The organism is Streptomyces sp. Wb2n-11 (assembly GCF_001049855.1).
Classification (GTDB): Bacteria; Actinomycetota; Actinomycetes; order Streptomycetales; family Streptomycetaceae; genus Streptomyces; species Streptomyces altiplanensis.
On sequence record NZ_CVPB01000001.1, the window covers coordinates 6,520,330 to 6,537,703 of the forward strand.

General features: G+C 70.9%; 9 protein-coding genes. 4 read left to right on the forward strand and 5 right to left on the reverse strand.

Annotated elements, in window-relative coordinates; translation table 11 throughout:
- Positions 1 to 3: 3 nt before the first annotated feature.
- The 3 genes from BN1555_RS29915 to BN1555_RS29925 all read left to right on the forward strand — a co-directional run bounded on the left by BN1555_RS29915 (position 4) and on the right by BN1555_RS29925 (position 10,360).
- The gene (locus tag BN1555_RS29915) at positions 4 to 9,408 is read left to right on the forward strand and encodes a non-ribosomal peptide synthetase (protein WP_093802267.1); all 9,405 of its coding nucleotides are present in this window, start codon (positions 4 to 6) and stop codon (positions 9,406 to 9,408) included.
- Positions 9,409 to 9,454: 46 nt separating this feature from the next.
- Positions 9,455 to 9,667, forward strand: a complete 213-nt coding sequence (locus BN1555_RS29920) for an MbtH family protein (protein WP_069926457.1) — start codon at positions 9,455 to 9,457, stop codon at positions 9,665 to 9,667.
- Positions 9,668 to 9,856: 189 nt separating this feature from the next.
- Entirely contained in the window at positions 9,857 to 10,360 is a 504-nt protein-coding gene (locus BN1555_RS29925; protein WP_218058209.1) for a winged helix-turn-helix domain-containing protein, read from the forward strand.
- Positions 10,361 to 10,730: 370 nt separating this feature from the next.
- Here BN1555_RS29925 and BN1555_RS29930 read toward each other — a convergent pair whose 3' ends face one another.
- On the reverse strand, positions 10,731 to 11,426 hold the full coding sequence (locus tag BN1555_RS29930) for a tryptophan 2,3-dioxygenase family protein (RefSeq protein WP_255306247.1): 696 nt from the start codon (positions 11,424 to 11,426) through the stop codon (positions 10,731 to 10,733).
- 187 nt (positions 11,427 to 11,613) lie between these two features.
- Between BN1555_RS29930 and BN1555_RS29935 the strand changes: the two genes are divergently transcribed.
- A complete protein-coding gene (locus BN1555_RS29935) occupies positions 11,614 to 12,801 on the forward strand; it encodes a cytochrome P450 (RefSeq protein WP_093802270.1) in 1,188 nt (395 codons plus the stop codon).
- A gap of 6 nt (positions 12,802 to 12,807) precedes the next feature.
- Here the strand turns inward: BN1555_RS29935 and BN1555_RS29940 are convergent, their stop codons facing one another.
- The 4 genes from BN1555_RS29940 to BN1555_RS29955 form a co-directional block, all read right to left on the reverse strand.
- On the reverse strand, positions 12,808 to 14,568 hold the full coding sequence (locus tag BN1555_RS29940; RefSeq protein ID WP_093802271.1) for a non-ribosomal peptide synthetase: 1,761 nt from the start codon (positions 14,566 to 14,568) through the stop codon (positions 12,808 to 12,810).
- An 89-nt stretch (positions 14,569 to 14,657) separates the two neighbouring features.
- Complete coding sequence (locus BN1555_RS29945) at positions 14,658 to 15,815, reverse strand: erythromycin esterase family protein (RefSeq protein WP_304364490.1); 1,158 nt, start codon at positions 15,813 to 15,815, stop codon at positions 14,658 to 14,660.
- Positions 15,816 to 15,928: 113 nt separating this feature from the next.
- Positions 15,929 to 16,390: a TioE family transcriptional regulator gene (locus BN1555_RS29950; protein ID WP_255306248.1), complete on the reverse strand. Its 462-nt coding sequence runs from the start codon at positions 16,388 to 16,390 to the stop codon at positions 15,929 to 15,931.
- A gap of 103 nt (positions 16,391 to 16,493) precedes the next feature.
- The gene (locus tag BN1555_RS29955) at positions 16,494 to 17,327 is read right to left on the reverse strand and encodes a transposase family protein (RefSeq protein ID WP_176710171.1); all 834 of its coding nucleotides are present in this window, start codon (positions 17,325 to 17,327) and stop codon (positions 16,494 to 16,496) included.
- Positions 17,328 to 17,374: the final 47 nt, after the last annotated feature.

Here is a 17,374-nt window from a genome sequence, read left to right on the forward strand (position 1 = left end):
ACCATGACCCCCCTGTCGTACGCGCAGCGGCGAATGTGGTTCATCAACCGCTTCGAAGGCCCTTCCTCCACCTACAACATCCCGCTGCTCCTGCGTTGCCACGGCCCGCTCGACACGGTTGCGCTGCGGGCGGCTTTCCGTGACGTGATGATCCGCCACGAGGTCCTGCGTACCGTCTTCGCGGAGACCGACGGCCAGCCGTACCAGCGTGTTCTCGACCCTGATGAGAACGAACTGCCCTGGCAGGACTGGGGCCGGGTGGCCCCCGAGCGGATACCCGGCGTGGTGGCGTCGGTGAGCGGCAGCTGGATCGACCTGTCGACGGACGTGCCGCTGCGCGGCTGCGTCCTCCAGAGCGGCGACGAGGAATTCCTGGTCGTTCTGGTGATCCACCACATCGCCGGCGACGGCGGCTCGCTGGCCCCGCTGGCACGTGACGTGTCGACGGCCTACCGGGCCCGGGTGACCGGCACGGCGCCGGACTGGTCCGAACTGCCCGTACAGTACTCGGACTACGCGCTGTGGCAGCACGAAATGCTGGGCGACGAGAAGGATCCGGGCAGCGTTGTCGCGGTGCAGAGCGCCTATTGGCGCGAGGAACTGGCTGGTGTGTCCAAGCCTCTTCCCCTGCCCCTGGACCGGCCCCGTCCCGAGGTGGCGAGTTTCCGGGGCGGATCGGTTCCGGTCGGGTTGCCCGCCGAACTGCGCGCCGGGGTAGAAAAGTTGGCGCAAACCCACGGCGTCACGACGTCGATCGTGCTTCAGGCCGCCTTGGTGACGCTGCTGCACCGGCTGGGAGGAGGCAAGGATGTGACCGTCGGCTCGCCGATCGCGGGCCGTACGGAGGAGGCACTGAATGAACTCGTAGGGTTCTTCGTCAATACCTGGACGCTGCGCGTGCAGGTGACCGCGGACCGGCCTTTCGAGTGGGTGCTGGAACAGGTACGGAAGAAGGCGCTTGCCGCCTATGATCACCAGGACGTGCCGTTCGAGCGGCTCGTAGAGCTGTTGCGGCCGGAACGGTCGACCGCGCATCACCCCCTGTTCCAGGTCGTGCTGGCGTGGCAGAACAACACCCCACCGCACTTGGACCTGCCGGGTCTCACCGTGACGATGGAACCGCTGCCCACCGGCAGCGCGAAGTTCGACCTGTTCTTCAACCTGGCGCCGGACGAGTCCACCGGCTCCGTCGTCGGTGAGATCGAATACGCCACCGACCTCTTCGACCGCTCCACAGTGGAGGGGATCGCGGCACGGTTCGTGGCCGTCGTCGAGGAGGTCGTGGCCGACCCGAGGACCCCCGTCGGCGCAGCGGGCGAGGCCGGGCCCGGTCGGTCCGGCGGCACTCTCGACGCCGCCGAACGCCGGAAGATCCTCGTCGAGTGGAACGACACCGCCCGCCCGGTCCACTGCCCGGGACCGGTCCACCTGCTCTTCGAGGAGCAGGCCGCACGCCGCCCGGACGCCACCGCCCTGCGCTGGGCCGGCGGCACCATGACGTACGGCGAGCTGAACCGGTGGGCGAACCGCGTCGCCTGGGACCTCAAGGAACGCGGCGTCGGCCCGGAGACCGTCGTCGGCGTCGGCGTCCCCCGCGGCCCGGTCATGATCGCCGCCGTCCTGGGCGTGCTCAAGGCGGGCGGCGCCTATCTGCCGCTCGAACCGGCGCTGCCCGCCGACCGCGTCGCCAGCATGCTCGCCGACGCCGGGTGCTCCCTCGTGCTGTCCACGCCGGACACCGAACGCTGGGCCCTGCCGGACGGCGTCCACCTCGTCGAGCTCACCGACGCCCGGTCGCCCGGCCCCGACCACGATCCGGAACCGGCCGCGGGCCCGGACAGCACGGCGTACATCATCTTCACCTCCGGCAGCACCGGGAAGCCGAAGGGCGTCGCGGTCACCCACCGCCCGGTGCACAACCTGCTCGACTGGTGCTACCGCACTTTCGCGTTCGGCCCCGACGACGTCGCCCTGTGCGTCACGTCGCTCGGCTTCGACCTCTCCGTCTTCGACGTCTTCGGCCTGCTCGGCTGCGGCGGCGGCGTCTACATCGCGGACGCCGTCCAGCAGCGCGACCCCCAGCTGCTCCTGGACGTCCTGCTCACGGAACCGATCACCTTCTGGGACTCGGTGCCCACCACCCTCAACCAGGTCGCCTCCTTGCTCACGGAGGACGCCGGGTACGAGGGCACCGACGACCTGCGCCTGGTGTTCCTCTCCGGCGACTACACCCCGCTGTCGCTGCCCGACGAGGTCCGCCGGGTGTTCACCGGCGCGGAGATCGTCAGCCTCGGCGGTGCCACCGAGGCGACGGTGTGGTCCAACTACTTCCGGGTCCGGGAGATCGACCCGTCCTGGCGCAGCATTCCGTACGGCCGTCCCATTGACAACGCCCGCTACTACGTGCTCGACGAGAACATGGAGCCGTGCCCCGTCGGCGTCGAGGGCGACCTGTACATCGGCGGGGACTGCCTCTGCGTCGGCTACGTCAACCGGCCCGAGCTGACCGCGGAACGTTTCGTCCGCGACCCGTTCAGCGCGCGTGAGGGCGACAGACTGTACCGCACCGGCGACCGCGCCAGTTTCTTCCCGGACGGCAACATCTGCTTCCTCGGCCGCGCCGACAACCAGGTCAAGCTGCGCGGATTCCGCGTCGAGCCCGGCGAGATCGAACACACCCTGGTCCGGCACCCGGCCGTCCGCCAGGCCATCGTCACCGCCCGCGAGGACCGGCCCGGTGACCTGCGGCTGGTCGCCTACGTCGTCCCGGACACCGGCGCCCTGCGGCCCGACGGCGACGCCGACGAACAGGTGGGGCATTGGCAGGAGGTCTACGACCAGGCCTACTCCCACGCCAACGGACACGGATTCGGTGAGGACTTCACCGGCTGGAACAGCTCCTTCACCGGCGAGCCGATCCCGCTCGACGAGATGCGGGACTGGCGCGACGCCGGCGTGGAACGCGTCCTGTGCTGGTCGCCCGAGCGCGTCCTCGAACTCGGCGTCGGCACCGGACTCCTGCTCGCGCACATCGCCGGCCGGGTGGAGGAGTACTGGGCCACCGACTTCTCCCGGGCCGTGATCGACCGGCTCAGCGACCAGGTGACCCGGGCCGGCCTGGCCGACCGGGTCCGGCTGCGCCGCCAGGCCGCCGACGACCTCACCGGACTGCCCCGGGGCACATTCGACACCGTGGTGCTCAACTCGGTCGTGCAGTACTTCCCCGACGAGCGCTACCTCGCCCGGGTCCTGGACGGTGCCTGGGAACTGCTCGCGCCGGGCGGCCGGATCGTCCTCGGCGACATCCGGCGGGCGTCCTCCCTGCGCACGCTCCAGACGGGCGTCCAGCGGACGAAGCACCCCGATGCGGCACCGGCCGTACTGCGCACCACGGTCGACCAGGCCGTCCTGCTGGAGAAGGAACTGGTGGTCGACCCCGAGTGGTTCCTGCGCTGGGCAGACCGGGCCGGGGCGACCGGTGCCGACATCCGCGCCAAGAACGGCATCCACCACAACGAGCTGACCCGGCACCGCTACGAGGTCGTGCTGCACAAGCCGGGCAGGGCACCGGCGGACGCCCCGCGACGGCTCGACGTCGTCCCCACTCTGACCTGGGAGGGCGACCTCCGCCGGCTCGCCGACCGGTTACGTGACCGGTCCGAGCCGGCGGTGCGGATCACCGGAATCCCGAACGCCCGCCTCACCGAGGAGGCCGCGGCGGCCCGCGCCCTCGGCCTCGACGACTCCGCGGCGCCCGAACTGCCCCCGCTCGACCCCGCCGAGATCCGCGCCTGGGCCGCCCGGCACGGCTGGGACGCGGTGCCGACCTGGTCGGCCGACGCGGTCGACCTGCTCGACGTGATCGTGCTGCGCGACGGCCCGGCCGCCGGCACCACCCTCACCGGCACGTACCTGCCGGCCACCGACGGACGCACCCCGGCGAACGACCCCGCGGCCGCCGCCGCCGTCACGGCGCTGCTGCCCGCCCTGCGCGGCCATCTGCGGGAGACCCTGCCCGAGTACATGGTCCCGGCCGCCATCGTGCCCATCGCCGCCGTGCCGCTGACCGACAACGGCAAGCCCGATCGGCGCGCCCTGCCCGTGCCCGACTACGTGGTCGGCGGCGGCCGGGCTCCCTCCACCCCGGAGGAGGAGTCGCTGTGCGCGCTGTTCGCCGCGGTACTCGGACTCGACCAGGTCGGCGTGGACGACAACTTCTTCACCGTCGGCGGCCACTCGCTCCTGGCCACCCGGCTGGTCAGCCGTATCCGGGCCGAGCACGGTGTGGAGATCCCCATCCGGGTCGTCTTCCAGTCGCCCACCGTCGCCGAACTGGCGGCCCACCTGAACACCCTGAGCAACGTCCGCCCGCCGCTCCGTCCCCAGGTCCGGCCCGAACGGCTGCCGCTGTCGTACGCCCAGCAGCGGCTGTGGTTCATCCACCGCTTCGAGGGACCCTCGGCGACCTACAACGTCACGCTGGCTCTGCGCATGCGCGGCGAACTCGACGCGGCGGCCCTGCGCCACGCCGTGCACGACGTCGTCGTGCGGCACGAATCGCTGCGCACCGTCTTCGGCGAGGCGGACGGACAGCCGTACCAGCGCATCCTGGAACCGGCCGTGGTCGAGGTCCCGTGGGAGGAGCGCGAGATCACCGAGGCCGAGCTGCCCGGCGCCCTGCGGGCGGCGGCGCGCCGCCCGTTCGACCTGGCGGCCGAGATCCCCATCCGCTCCTGGCTGCTGCGGACCGGCGAGCGCGAGGCGGTGTTCCTGATCGGCGCACACCACATCGCCGCCGACGGCTGGTCCGCCCTCCCGCTGGCCCAGGACCTCACCACCGCGTACGAGGCCCGCCGCGCAGGCCGGGCGCCCGAGTGGGAACCGCTTCCCGTGCAGTACGCCGACTACACCCTCTGGCAGCGGGAACTGCTGGGCGACACCGACACCCCGGGCAGCCTCTACCGGCGGCAGCTGGACTACTGGACCACTCAGCTGGCCGGCCTGCCCGGGACCGTCTCGCCGCCCGCCGACCGGCCCCGGCCCGCCGCGGCGTCGTACGCCGGCGACCTGGTGCCGCTCGCACTCGACCCGCAGCTCACCGACGGCGTGCGCAGGCTGGCCCGGGAGACCGGTGCCACGGTGTCGATGGTGCTCCAGGCGGCCCTTGCCGCGCTGCTCACCAGGCTCGGCGCGGGCACGGACGTGTTGATCGGCTCGCCCATCGCCGGACGCACTGACGAGGCGCTCAACCGGTTGGTCGGCTTCTTCGTCAACACGTGGGTGTTGCGCGCGGACACCTCGGGCGACCCCTCCTTCGCCGAGCTCGTCGGCCGGGTCCGCGAGAGCAGCCTCGCCGCCTACGACCACCAGGACATCCCCTTCGAGCACCTGGTCGAGAAACTCAACCCGGTCCGCTCGCCCGCCCACCACCCGCTGTTCCAGGTGTGCCTGGCGCTCCAGAACAACGCGCGGCCGGAGTTCCACCTGGCGGGCCTGACCGTGACCGAGGAGCCGTTCTCCCCGGGCACCTCCCGCTTCGACCTGTTCATCAGCGTCACCGAACAGGACGAGGACGGCGCGCCGGCCCGTATCGAGGGCTTCGCGGAGTACGCCACCGAGCTGTTCGACGCCGGGACGGTCAGCACGCTGCTCGACCGCTGGCTGCACTTCCTGCGCCAGGTGGTCGCCGCGCCGGAGACGCCCATCGGATCCGTCGGCGTCCTGGCCGAGCACGAGCGCGCCGCGCTCAGCGGCTGGGGCGGCGGAGGCCGGGACGCCCGGTTCGACGCCGGCACCCTTCCCGAGCGGTTCGCCACCACGGCCGCGGCGACCCCGGACGCGACCGCGCTGGTCTCCGCGGACGGCACGCTCGCCTGGACCTACGCCGAACTGGACCGCTGGGCCAACCGCCTCGCCCACCACTTCCGGGCCCGCGGCGCCCGCCCGGACAGCCGCGTCGCGCTCGTGCTGGAACGCTCGCCGCTGCTGGTCGCCGCCGTCCTCGGCGTCCTCAAGACCGGCGCCGCCTACGTGCCGGTCGACCCCACCTACCCGCCCGAGCGCATCGACTACCTGCTCGCGGACCTCGCCCCGGTCGTCACCGTGTACGAGGACCTTGCCGAGGAGGATCTCGACGGGCTGCCCGACTCGCCGCCCGAGACGGAGGGCGTCGGCGAGCACGCTGTCGCCTACGTGATGTACACCTCGGGTTCCACCGGCCGGCCCAAGGGCGTGGAGGTGACCCACCGGAACGTCGTCGACCTCGCGCTCGACGGCTGCTTCGGCACCGGCGCCCACCACCGCGTCCTCCTCCACTCGCCGCACACCTTCGACGCGTCGACGTACGAGATGTGGGTGCCGCTGCTCGGCGGCGGCACGGCCGTGGTGGCTCGCGCCGGCCGACCGGACACCACGGAACTCGCCCGGGTGATCACCGAACGGGAGGTGACGGGGCTGTGGCTGACCGCCGGACTGTTCGCCGTGATGGCCGAACAGCACGCCGAGTGCTTCGGCGCCGTCCAGGAGGTGTGGGCGGGCGGCGACGTCCTCTCGCCGACCGCCGTCCGCGCGGTGCTCGACGCCTGTCCCGGCGTCACCGTGGTCAACGGCTACGGCCCGACCGAGACCACCACGTTCGCCTCCCGGCACCGGGTGGCCTCTGCGGCGGAGTGCATCGACCCGCTGCCCATCGGCAGCCCGATGGACGGCAGCCGGCTTTTCGTCCTGGACGACCGGCTGCTGACGGTGCCGCCCGGCGTGGTGGGCGAGCTGTACATCGGCGGCGACGGCGTGGCGCGCGGTTACGCGGGCCGGCCGGGCCTGACCGCCACCCGGTTCGTGCCCGACCCGTCCGCACAGTCCGGGGCGCGGATGTACCGCACCGGCGACCTGGTGCGCTGGAACACCGCCGGCTGCCTCCAGTACATCAGCCGCAGCGACGAGCAGATCAAGCTGCGCGGCTTCCGCGTCGAGCCCGGTGAGCTGGAAACGGTCCTGCGCGAAGAGGACGGCGTGGCGAACGCGGTGGTCACCGTGCGTCAGGACCGGCTCGGTGAACGCCGCATGGTCGCCTACGTGGTGCCCGACGGCTCCGTGTCCACGGGCCGCGACGCCGCCGAACAGGTCGGCGAGTGGCGCGAGATCTACGACACCATGTACGGCGGGACGGAGGTCGACACCGACGAGTCCGAGGACTTCACCGGCTGGAACAGCTCCTACACGGGCCGCCCCATCCCGCTCCCCGAGATGCGGGCCTGGCGCGAGGCCGTGCTGCGACGGGTACGGTCCCTGCGCCCGCGCCGGGTGCTGGAGATCGGTGTCGGCTCCGGCCTGCTGCTCGGCCCGCTCGCACCGAAGGCCGAGGAGTACTGGGGCACCGACTTCTCGGCCCCCGTCGTCGAACGGCTGCGCGCCCGGACCGGCGCCGACCCGGTGCTGTCGGCCAAGGTGACCCTGCGCTGCCAGCCCGCCGACGACGCCGAGGGCCTGCCCACCGGGTACTTCGACACGGTGATCCTCAACTCGGTCGTGCAGTACTTCCCGGACGCCGACTACCTCACCCGGGTGCTCGACCTCGCGATGGACCGGCTCGCACCCGGCGGACGTGTCGTGATCGGCGACGTCCGCAATTACCGCACCCTGCGCACGTTCGCCGCCGCGGTCCACCGCTGCCGGCAGCCCGACGACGGCCCGGCCGCCGTACAGGCCGCCGTCGAGCGCGCGGTGCTCGGCGAGAAGGAACTCGTCGTCGACCCGGGCTTCTTCACTCGCTGGGCCGAGACCCGGCCGGACGCCGTTGCCGCCGACATCCGCCTCAAGCAGGGCACCCACCACAACGAGCTGACTCGCCACCGCTACGAGATCGTGCTGCACAAGGCACCCGCGAGGCCATTGCGCCTCGGTGACCTGCCTGAGGAGGTCTGGGGAGCGGAGGTCCGCGAACTGGCCGACCTGGAGACCGCGCTGGCCCGCCAGGGCGGCCGGCTGCGCCTGACCCGTATCCCCAACACCCGCCTGGCCGGCGAGGCCGCCGAGTGGGGCGCCCCCGCCGAAGTGGGCGGCACCCTCGACCCCGCCGACCTGGAGGCATGGGGCGCCCGGCGCGGGCTCGCGGTGTACTGCACCTGGTCGGCACAGGCGGGTGACTGCTTCGAAGCGATCGTCATGCCCGACGTCGACGCCGTCTGCTGCGATGGCCTCTACCGGCCCGCCGGCGCCAGCTCGGCCCGGCTGGCGAACGTGCCCGCGGTCTCCCGCCGCGTCTCCCGGCTGCCTTCCCTGCTGCGCGAGCGGCTCGCAGGCCGGCTCCCGGAGTTCATGATGCCCGCCGACATCGTCGTCCTCGACCGGCTGCCGCTCACCGAGAACGGCAAGGTGGACCGTGCCGCGCTTCCCGAGCCGGACCCGGTCGGCGGCGAACACCGGGCCCCGCGCACCCCGCGCGAGGAGGAACTCGCCGCGCTCTTCGCCGAGGTGCTGGGCATGGACCGGATCGGCATCGACGACGACTTCTTCGCCTGTGGCGGCCACTCCCTGCGGCTGACGCGCCTCGTCTGGCGGATCCACGAGAAGTTGGGTGTGGACGTTCCGATCCGCACGGTATTCCAGTACCCGACCGTAGCCGCACTGGCGGCACAGCTGTCCGCCGACACCGAGGCCGACTTCGAGGACCCTTTCGCCGTCCTGCTGCCGATCCGCACCGAGGGGCACCGGCCCCCGCTGTGGTGGCTGCACCCGGGTGGCGGGTTGAGCTGGCCCTACCTGGGATTCGCCCGCCACGTCGAGCCGTCCTGGCCGCTGTACGGCATCCAGGCACGCGGCTTCGACGGCACCACCCCGCCGGCCGGCTCCATCGAGGAGATGGTCGAGGACTATCTCGGGCAGGTGCTCCAGGTCCAGCCGAGCGGCCCCTACCACCTGCTGGGCTGGTCCTTCGGCGGCACCCTCGCGCACGCCATGGCGGCCGAACTCCAACGCCGCGGACACGAGGTGGCACTCCTGGCGCTGCTGGACGCCGCGCCCTCCAGCCACTTCGCCGACCTGGAAGCGCTGGACGAGGCCATGGTCCGCCGCTACCTCGCCAACTACATGGGACACCTGGCGGGGATGGAGGAGTACCCGTCGCTGGTCACCACCGCCTCCTCGATCTTCATCGGACAGATGGAGCAGATGCGGCGGTTCACCTCACCGCGGTACCGCGGTGACGTCGTCTTCTTCAACGCACTTCTCGACCCGGAGACCCACGACAAGCGGGAACTGGACGAGGAACTGGACGTGCTCTGGCAGGAGCACGTCGACGGTCGTGTGCAGCGCATCGACATCGCCTGCGCTCACAACGAGATGTACTGGCCGCGGAACGCGGCTGAGATCAGCCGCGCCATCAACCGGTATCTGCGGGCAGCGCAGTGATCCTGTTCGAAGCTCCAACTGGTGGAACGAGTTCTGGAGGACACAGGTGAGCACCAATCCGTTCGACGACGAGAACGGCCAGTTCCACGTGCTGGTCAACGACGAGGACCAGCACTCCCTCTGGCCGGCATTCGCCGAGGTGCCCGCCGGATGGCGCAGCGTCTTCGGCCCCGCCGCAAGAGCGGAGAGCGTCGCCTACGTGGAGGAGCACTGGACCGACATGCGGCCGCGCAGTCTCCGTGAGGCGATGAACGGCTGAGGCCGTGCGGTGAGGCGCCGTCGCGGATGTTGACCTGAGGAAGCGCGGCGCCTCTGCGGGTCGAGGCCGTGGAGACCGAACCAGACCACCACGGCCTCCGGCCCTTTACACGTGCTCGGCCGACACAAGAACGCCGTCGGCCGGCGATGACAGTAACCATCTCTTTGCATCGACGGGGAGGCGCGTGCTGTGGGGAGCACAATCAGCGATGTCATGTTCGTCCGATGGCCGGCACAAATAGACCTTCGGAACCGATGCAAGAGGGACGGCGTACCCTGTCTCCTCGTAGTGGAGGCGGGTGCCCGTCCGCCAGTCTGCAACGATCCGTTCGAAGACTGGGTCCGAGCGCCCATCTCCCGGGAGGATCTCGACGCCCGGGTCAAAGCCCTCCAGAACCGGCTCGACGACCGGCAGATACCAACCCTCGACTCCGCCGGAACGCTCAGCTACGGACCGCACTCGATCACCATCTCGAATGTCCAGACCGAATTGATGGAGCTGCTCATCGAGCACTTCGGGGAGGTGGTGTACCGGCATGAACTCACTCAACGGCTGGCGGAACGCGTGCAGAGGCCGACGAGGAATTCGCTCGACCTCCACATCATGCGGCTTCGCCGCCGTCTCTTACCGACCGACCTGGTCATCCGCACGGCCTGGGGGCGCGGTTATGCGCTGGAGACCGGGGCCGGCTAGGCGGTGCGGCGAAAGCGGGTCTTGAGCCCTCAACGATCACGCTCATGACGTGGGGTGATCGCACGGGACGGCACGTGGCCCGTTCCGCATCGTACCACCCGAGTCCGTGGCGGTGGGCGAAGGCACCGACGTGATCACCGTCGGCGCGGGCGGCACCCGCGACCCCGCCCCGAGGAACCGGCCGTCGTCCATCCCGACGCCCAGGACGACATGCCCCGCCCGCGAACCGCCCCCGGCACGATGCCGGGGCGGTTCAGGGCGAGGCGGAACCGACGGGGGTGCGGCCCGTTCCGACATCGCTGACCGCGGCCCGCGAAAGCCGGGCAGATTGCCTCGGCGCTGTAGACACGCCCTGGCCGGCGGCCGAAGGCTATGGGTGGTGCACCTTCCCGCGCAGCCGGCGAAGTTCGGGGAAGGGCCGGGTGACTCGGCGGGCGAGGAAGTCGACACCGCTCGACCCGCCGGTTCCGCCCTGCTCCCCGACCATCTTGGACACCAGTGCCAGGTGTGCCACTTTCCAGTGCCAGTACCCGTTCCCCAGGTCCACCAGCGCTTCCGCGAGGCGGTGCAGCACGCCGGACTCCACGCCACGTCGGCAGACGTCGTCCACGGTCTGCCCGTGGTATTCGACCGCCGCCGCGAACGCCTCGTAGAGACTGCCCTGGTGGTGACTGTTGCCCAGCAGCGTGGTCAGCCGCCGGAACTGCGCGGACTGCGCGCCGCTCGCCGTGTCCAGGTAGGACCGGAACTCGGCGAAGTAACGCAGTGGCAGTTTCTCCAGCACCAGAAGCTGCTGCTGGAGCACCCGTGTCAACTCGCCGGACCGCAGCAGGAATTCGAGCCCGAGCTCCAGATCGTGCGTGTCACAGGGCGGCAGGAGCGCCTCGGCGGCGGCGTCCAGATCAGCCCCGAGCTGCTTCAGCCACAGCTCGCAGGACTGGTGGGTGATGATGAAGAACTGCTCGGCCAGGACGACCGCACGACCGGCCGTGTGTGGGGTCCGCGGCTCCTGGAGCGAAAGCAGACTCTCCATTCGGAGATAGTCCACATACGTCAGTCTGCTCAAGACGCCGCCTCCTCGTCAAAGGTGATCTGCCGGCCGCGCCGGACATTCCGGCGCGGCCAACGACCCATATGCCTGAGCGTGACACGGAAACGAACCTGCTGATCAGCAATCTTTCGTCTCTCATTCAGGGAGAAATACCTGAGCAAGAAATACCCGGCCTCGGCGCCGCCGTTGGCACGCTTCCGGCATGACCATCCCGACCGAGCTGGACCTGACCGACGCGACCGCCTTCGTACGGCACGACGCATACGAGTTCTGGCGTGACGTGCGGAAGTCCCGGCCCGTGTACTGGCACCAGGGGGACCCCGGCTTCTGGGTCGTCGCCCGCCACGCCGACGTGCTGTCCTGCTACGCCGACGTACGATCCCTGAGTTCCGCTCGCGGGACCGTGCTGGACGTCCTTCTGAGCGGCGGCGACTCGGCAGGCGGCAAGATGCTCGCGGTCACCGACCGGCCCCGCCACCGCGAACTGCGCAACCTGATGCTGCGCGCCTTCTCCCCGCGCGTCCTCGGCGCGGTCGAACAGAAGATATGGGAACGGACGTCACGGCTCATCAAGACCGTCACCGGACAGGGCAAGTTCGACTTCGCGGCGGAGGTCGCCGAGCACATTCCGATGAACACGATCTGCGATTTGCTCTCCATTCCGGAGGCGGACCGTGAGAAGCTGCTGCGCTGGAACAAGCTGGCCCTCTCCTCGCACGACGCCGAGTCCGACAGGCTGGACTCCCTGGAGGCCCGGAACGAGATCATCGGTTACTTCATGGATCTCGCCCGGCACCGCCGCGGCGACCCCGGCGACGACGTCATCAGCATGATCGCGACGGCGGAGGTGGGAGACCGCCCGCTGACGCTGGAGGAGGTCGCTCTCAACTGCTACAGCCTCGTGCTCGGCGGCGACGAGTCCTCCCGCGTGTCCGCGATCTGCGCGGTGAAGGCGTTCGCCGAGCACCCCGCCCAGTGGCGGGCGCTGCGCGAAGGGTCGGCCGCGATCGACACGGCGGTCGAGGAAGTACTGCGCTGGGCCACGCCGGCCATGCACTTCGCCCGGACCGCGACCCGGGACATGGAGATAGGCGGCCGGCGGGTGCGCGCGGGCGACATCGTGACGCTGTGGAACACCTCCGCCAACAACGACGAGGAGGTGTTCGACCAGCCGCGCCGGTTCGACCCGGCCCGCTCGCCCAACAAGCACCTCTCCTTCGGCCACGGCCCGCACTTCTGCGTCGGCGCGTTCCTCGGCCGGACGGAACTGCGCGCACTGCTGAGCGCGCTCACCGAGTCGGTCAACGAGATCGAGGTGTGCGGCAAGCCCACACCGATCTACTCCAACTTCCTGAACGGCTACGGCAGCCTGCCGGTCGCCTTCCGCTGACGGCCATCAGCCGGACGACCGGCTCTCGACGGCCGCGGCCAGCTCGCCGATCGTCGCCGCCTCCAGCACGGTCCGGATCGGCAGCGCGACCTCGAACCGCTCCCGGATCCGGGCGGCCAGCCTGGTCGCCTGCACGGAGTGCCCACCGAGCTGGAAGAAGTTGTCGGAGAGCCTCGCCTCCGGAACCCCGAGGATGTCCCGTACGATCGCGCAGACCACGGCCGCGCAGCCATCCGCCTCGGTGGCGTCCGGCGCCCGGCCGCCGTCCGGGAGCCCTTCTGCTCCCGCGTCCGGCTGCGGCAGGGCCCCCCGGTCGATCTTGCCGTTGGCCAGCGTGGGGAACCGCTCCAGCACCGTGACCCGTGCGGGCACCATGTGCGCGGGCAGCGACTCGGCGACATGGACGCGCAGGTCATCCGGCTCGACCGGCGCCGTGGTGGTGACGTAGCCGACGACATGCGCCTCGGCCAGCTCACCCCGCACCACGGCGACGGCGACGTCCACCGCCGGATGGGCGGCGAGCCGGGTTTCGATCTCACCGAGTTCGACGCGGAAACCGCGCAGCTTCACCTGGCCGTCCGCGCGGCCCGCGAAGAACAGCTCGCCGTCCGGCCCCCTGCGGCCCCGGTCGCCCGTGCGGTACATCCGGCTGCCGGGCGGCCCGAACGGGTCGGCCACGAACTTCACCGAGGTCGCCCCGAACCGGTTGAGATAGCCGCGCGCCAGTCCGCTGCCCGCGATGTACAGCTCGCCCTCCGTGCCGGGCGGCACCGGGCGCAGGCTCTCGTCGAGCACGTGCACCTCGTTGCCGATCCACGGCATGCCGATCCCGACGTCACCGGCGTCGCGCACCGGCCCGCCGATCGTCGCCCCGACGGTTACCTCGGTCGGGCCGTAACCGTTGAACATCCGCCGTGCCCGCGACCACTTGCGTACCAGCGTCGGCGTACAGCTGTCTCCCGTGGACATGACGGTCCCGCCGAGCAGAATGTCCTCGGTGTCGGTCTCGCTGAGCGCCACCGGGGGCAGTACCGCGTGCGTGATGCCGTACTTGAACAAGGTGTTCCACAGCGGACGGCCCGGCAGCAGGTCGTCGGCGGGCACCATTACGAGTGCCGCCCCGGACAGCAGCGCCAGGGACACGTCCCAGAAGGCGGCGTCGAAACTGATGGACGCCCACTGGAGCACGCGGTCGCCGGGGCCCGCGCGCAGGACGGCCGCCTGGGTGGCGGCCATGTCGCGCACACCGCTGTGCGGCACGGCGACGCCCTTGGGCGTTCCGGTCGACCCCGAGGTGTAGATGACGTACATCAGGTGCTCGGGGCGCAGTACGGCACGGCGCTCATGCTGGGCGACGTCGTGCCCCGGCAGAGCCGCGCACGCGGCGCGGAACGCCGGGTCGTCAAGGACGAGTTCCTCCGGACCCGCGCCGAGGGGCGCCACCGAGGAGGACCGCAGCAGCAGCACCGGCCGCGCGTCGGCCAGCATGAACCGCAGACGTTCTGCCGGATAGCCCGGATCGAGCGGGAGGTAGGCGCCGCCGGCCTTGAGCACCGCCATGATCGCCACGATCAGTTCGCTCGACTTCGGCATCGCGACCGCGACGAGCGAGTCGGGGCCGACACCGTGCGCGATGAGCCTGCGGGCGAGCCGGTTGATCCGGGTGTTCAGCTCCGCGTAACCGAGGGTGCTCTCCCCGTCGATGAGGGCGGGTTCTCCGCCCCGTCTGGCGACGGTTGACTCGAACAGTGCCGGAACCGTGTTCAAGCGCGGTCAGCTCCTTCGGGGGGCTCCCTGATCGACGGCGAATCTAATCTCCGGCGACCCGGGAGCCCGGCGAATCCTTCCCGTCTCTGTCAATACCCGCTCCCAGCACCGGCGGGTACGCGCAGGAGGTCCTGGCTGACGGCGGCGCCGTCGCTGACGTGCAGGACCGCGTCGGCGGTGTCCAGCGTGGCCCGGTCGAGCGGGAAGTAGCCCTGCTGCGGGGTGGTGTCCGTCCGGGTCCGGGCGGCGGCGACCTTGCCGGTGGGGGCCATGGCCCAATCGGTGACGCGATCCTGTAGGCGGCTCTCGTAGGTGCCCGGCTCGGGATCGCCCAGCCCGACGGCCTCGCTGCGCCCCAGGCTGCCGACGATGAAGACGTACTGCTCGCCCAGCAGCGGTGCCACGACGGTGCCGGCCCCGGGCCAGTTGACGGACAGGTCTCCCAGGCTCCAGGTGCTCGGGGTCCGCTGGAGGTGCACATTGTGGGCGAAGACCAGCGTCGCGCCCTGGCGGCCCTCGATGCTGCGGATGTCGAGGAGGTTCTGTGCCATGAGCGCGTCCCGGGTGGCGAACAGCCGGGACAGCCGGTCGCTGTTCTCCAGGCGCTGGGCCGCCTGCCGGTGGTAGCGCAGCAGACCGAGGCCGGCGGTGAGGTGCGCCCTGGCCCGGAGCCACTCCGCGCGCGAGGTCTGCGCGATCCGCTCGGCGGCGTTGGAGTGGAGCAGGGTGAGCATGTCGTCGGCGAGGGACCACAGCCGCTCGGCCTCGGGCGTGGCGCCGACCGACATGGCCGGGTCCATCACCGCCTCCGCACGGCTCCACTGCTCGTCCGCGCCCAGCAGCCCGGCGAGGTCAAGGTCGAGCCGCAGATAGTCCCGGGCGAATTCGAGACAGCGCCGCGGGCTGGGGGCACTCGTCGTCTCCGTAGGGACGTCGAAGCCGTGAAAGCTCAGCCGCTCCTCCGGCGGCCGGCTCGCGTTGTGGTCGCGCATCCAGGCGACGAGGCACCGGTTGGTCTCCAGGTTCCCGAAGTCGTGGGAAAAGCCCTCCCGCGCCACCTCGTCGAGATCCCCGTCGCCGCCCTTGACGAAGTCGTCGACGCGCAGCGCGGCCACGCGGTCGGTCTCCAGGGCGATCGAGCGGAAGCCGATTTCGGCCAGTCGGGCGAACAGCTCGTTGCGCACCCACCCGAAGGCGGGCTCCCGGTGGGTGGGTTCGCCGAGCGCCAGTACAGCGCACGAGGCCACGGGAAGGTCGTGAAATTCCTTGCTTATGTCTGTCAATCGAATCATTGAAAGACCTGTTGAGGCTTACTGCGATGCCGCCGGTGCAGCGGTCGGACCCGCCGGGCCGCGAGGTCTCAAACCGTCGGCGGGGGCCCTGGCGCGGGAGCCGGTTCCGTGGTGGCCGGCGGTCCGGCTGGGACGCCCAAATGGGCCACGTACCCGCCGAGCTGGGCCGCCGCGCCGAGCATGGATACGCCGCGTGCTGTGAGCCGTCGCCGCCAGTCGTCGAGGGCGGCGGACAGCGCCTCGGTGCCGCCAGCCGTGCGGATCTGCCGGACCACCGTGCGGATGTGCTCCAGCGGGTAGCCCCCGCGCCGCAGGAGATGGGTCAGCTCGGCGTCGCGTACGTCCGTGGCGTCGAACGAGCGGTGGCCGGTGACCGGCTCGCGCGCCGGGGTCAGGACGCCCATCGCTTCCCAGTTCCGCAGGGTCGCCGCGGTCACCCCCAGACGGCGCGCGAGTTCGCCGATGCTCAGCGGCTCGCTGCCGGCGGACATGTGCTCGGCGAGGCCGGGGGCGGAGGTGAGGTGCTCCACTGAGCCTCCGCCAACTTGAAATCGCAGGTTAAAGGGCTGGTGTGACCGGTTCTCGGGATACTCGTGCTGGTCGTGGGCGGCTGTCTGCGGAGTAGATCGTTTGTCAGCGGTTGACTTCGAGATTCGTTAGAACGAGCAGGGCGCGCAAGAGGTCGGTGGCGCGGGCGGGATCGGTGCGGAGCTTGGTGAGGATCCGCCAGTTCTTGAGATGGGCGAAGCCGTGTTCAACGGGCGCGCGTCCGATGGCGAGGACGCGGTTGGCGGTCTTCTGGCCGGGGGTGAGCTTGTGGGTGCGGCTGGCATGGAAGCCGGTGACGATCACGGGGTCGAGTACGTCGTTGTCCAGGCCGCGAAAGCCCAGGTCCGCCAGGGCCCCGAGGTCAGCGGCGCGCAGGTGGGCCAGGATGTGGTCGTGGCGGGCGGCGGTGTTGTCGTGGGTGCGGCCGGGCCGGGCGGCGGATATCCAGATCAGCCGGCCCCGCTCGTCGGTCAGGGCGAGGAAGTGCAGGCCGTGATGGTGGTGCTTGCCGGAGTAGTTCCGCCGGTCGGCTTTCCCGGTGCGGCGCTGGGTGGCGATGAGGGTGCCGTCGATCAGGACCACCTCTCCGCCCTGCCTGGCGATCTTCTTCAGGGCGCGGTTCAGCCGCGGCGCCTGCGCGGCGAGCAGGCCGATCAGCTCGTCGCGCCAGCGGCGCACAGTGGACTCGGACACGTTGTTGCCGCCGGCCATGTCAGCCAGGCGCTGGTCGTGACGCAGCACGGCCAGGACAATCACCGCGATCTTCCCCGGCGGCAGGATCCGCCACCTGGACCGGATCACTTTCAGGTGACGCCGCAGCAGATCGGCGAGGTGGTTGACGGTCCGCGTGGACAGCGACAGACGGCACTGGTAGACAAGCGGGTAGGTGTCCTCGACGTGCTTTTTGGTTTTCGTCACACAATTCCAACGGCCGCTGGGGGCGCCCCGGTTACGCCCGCATCGAG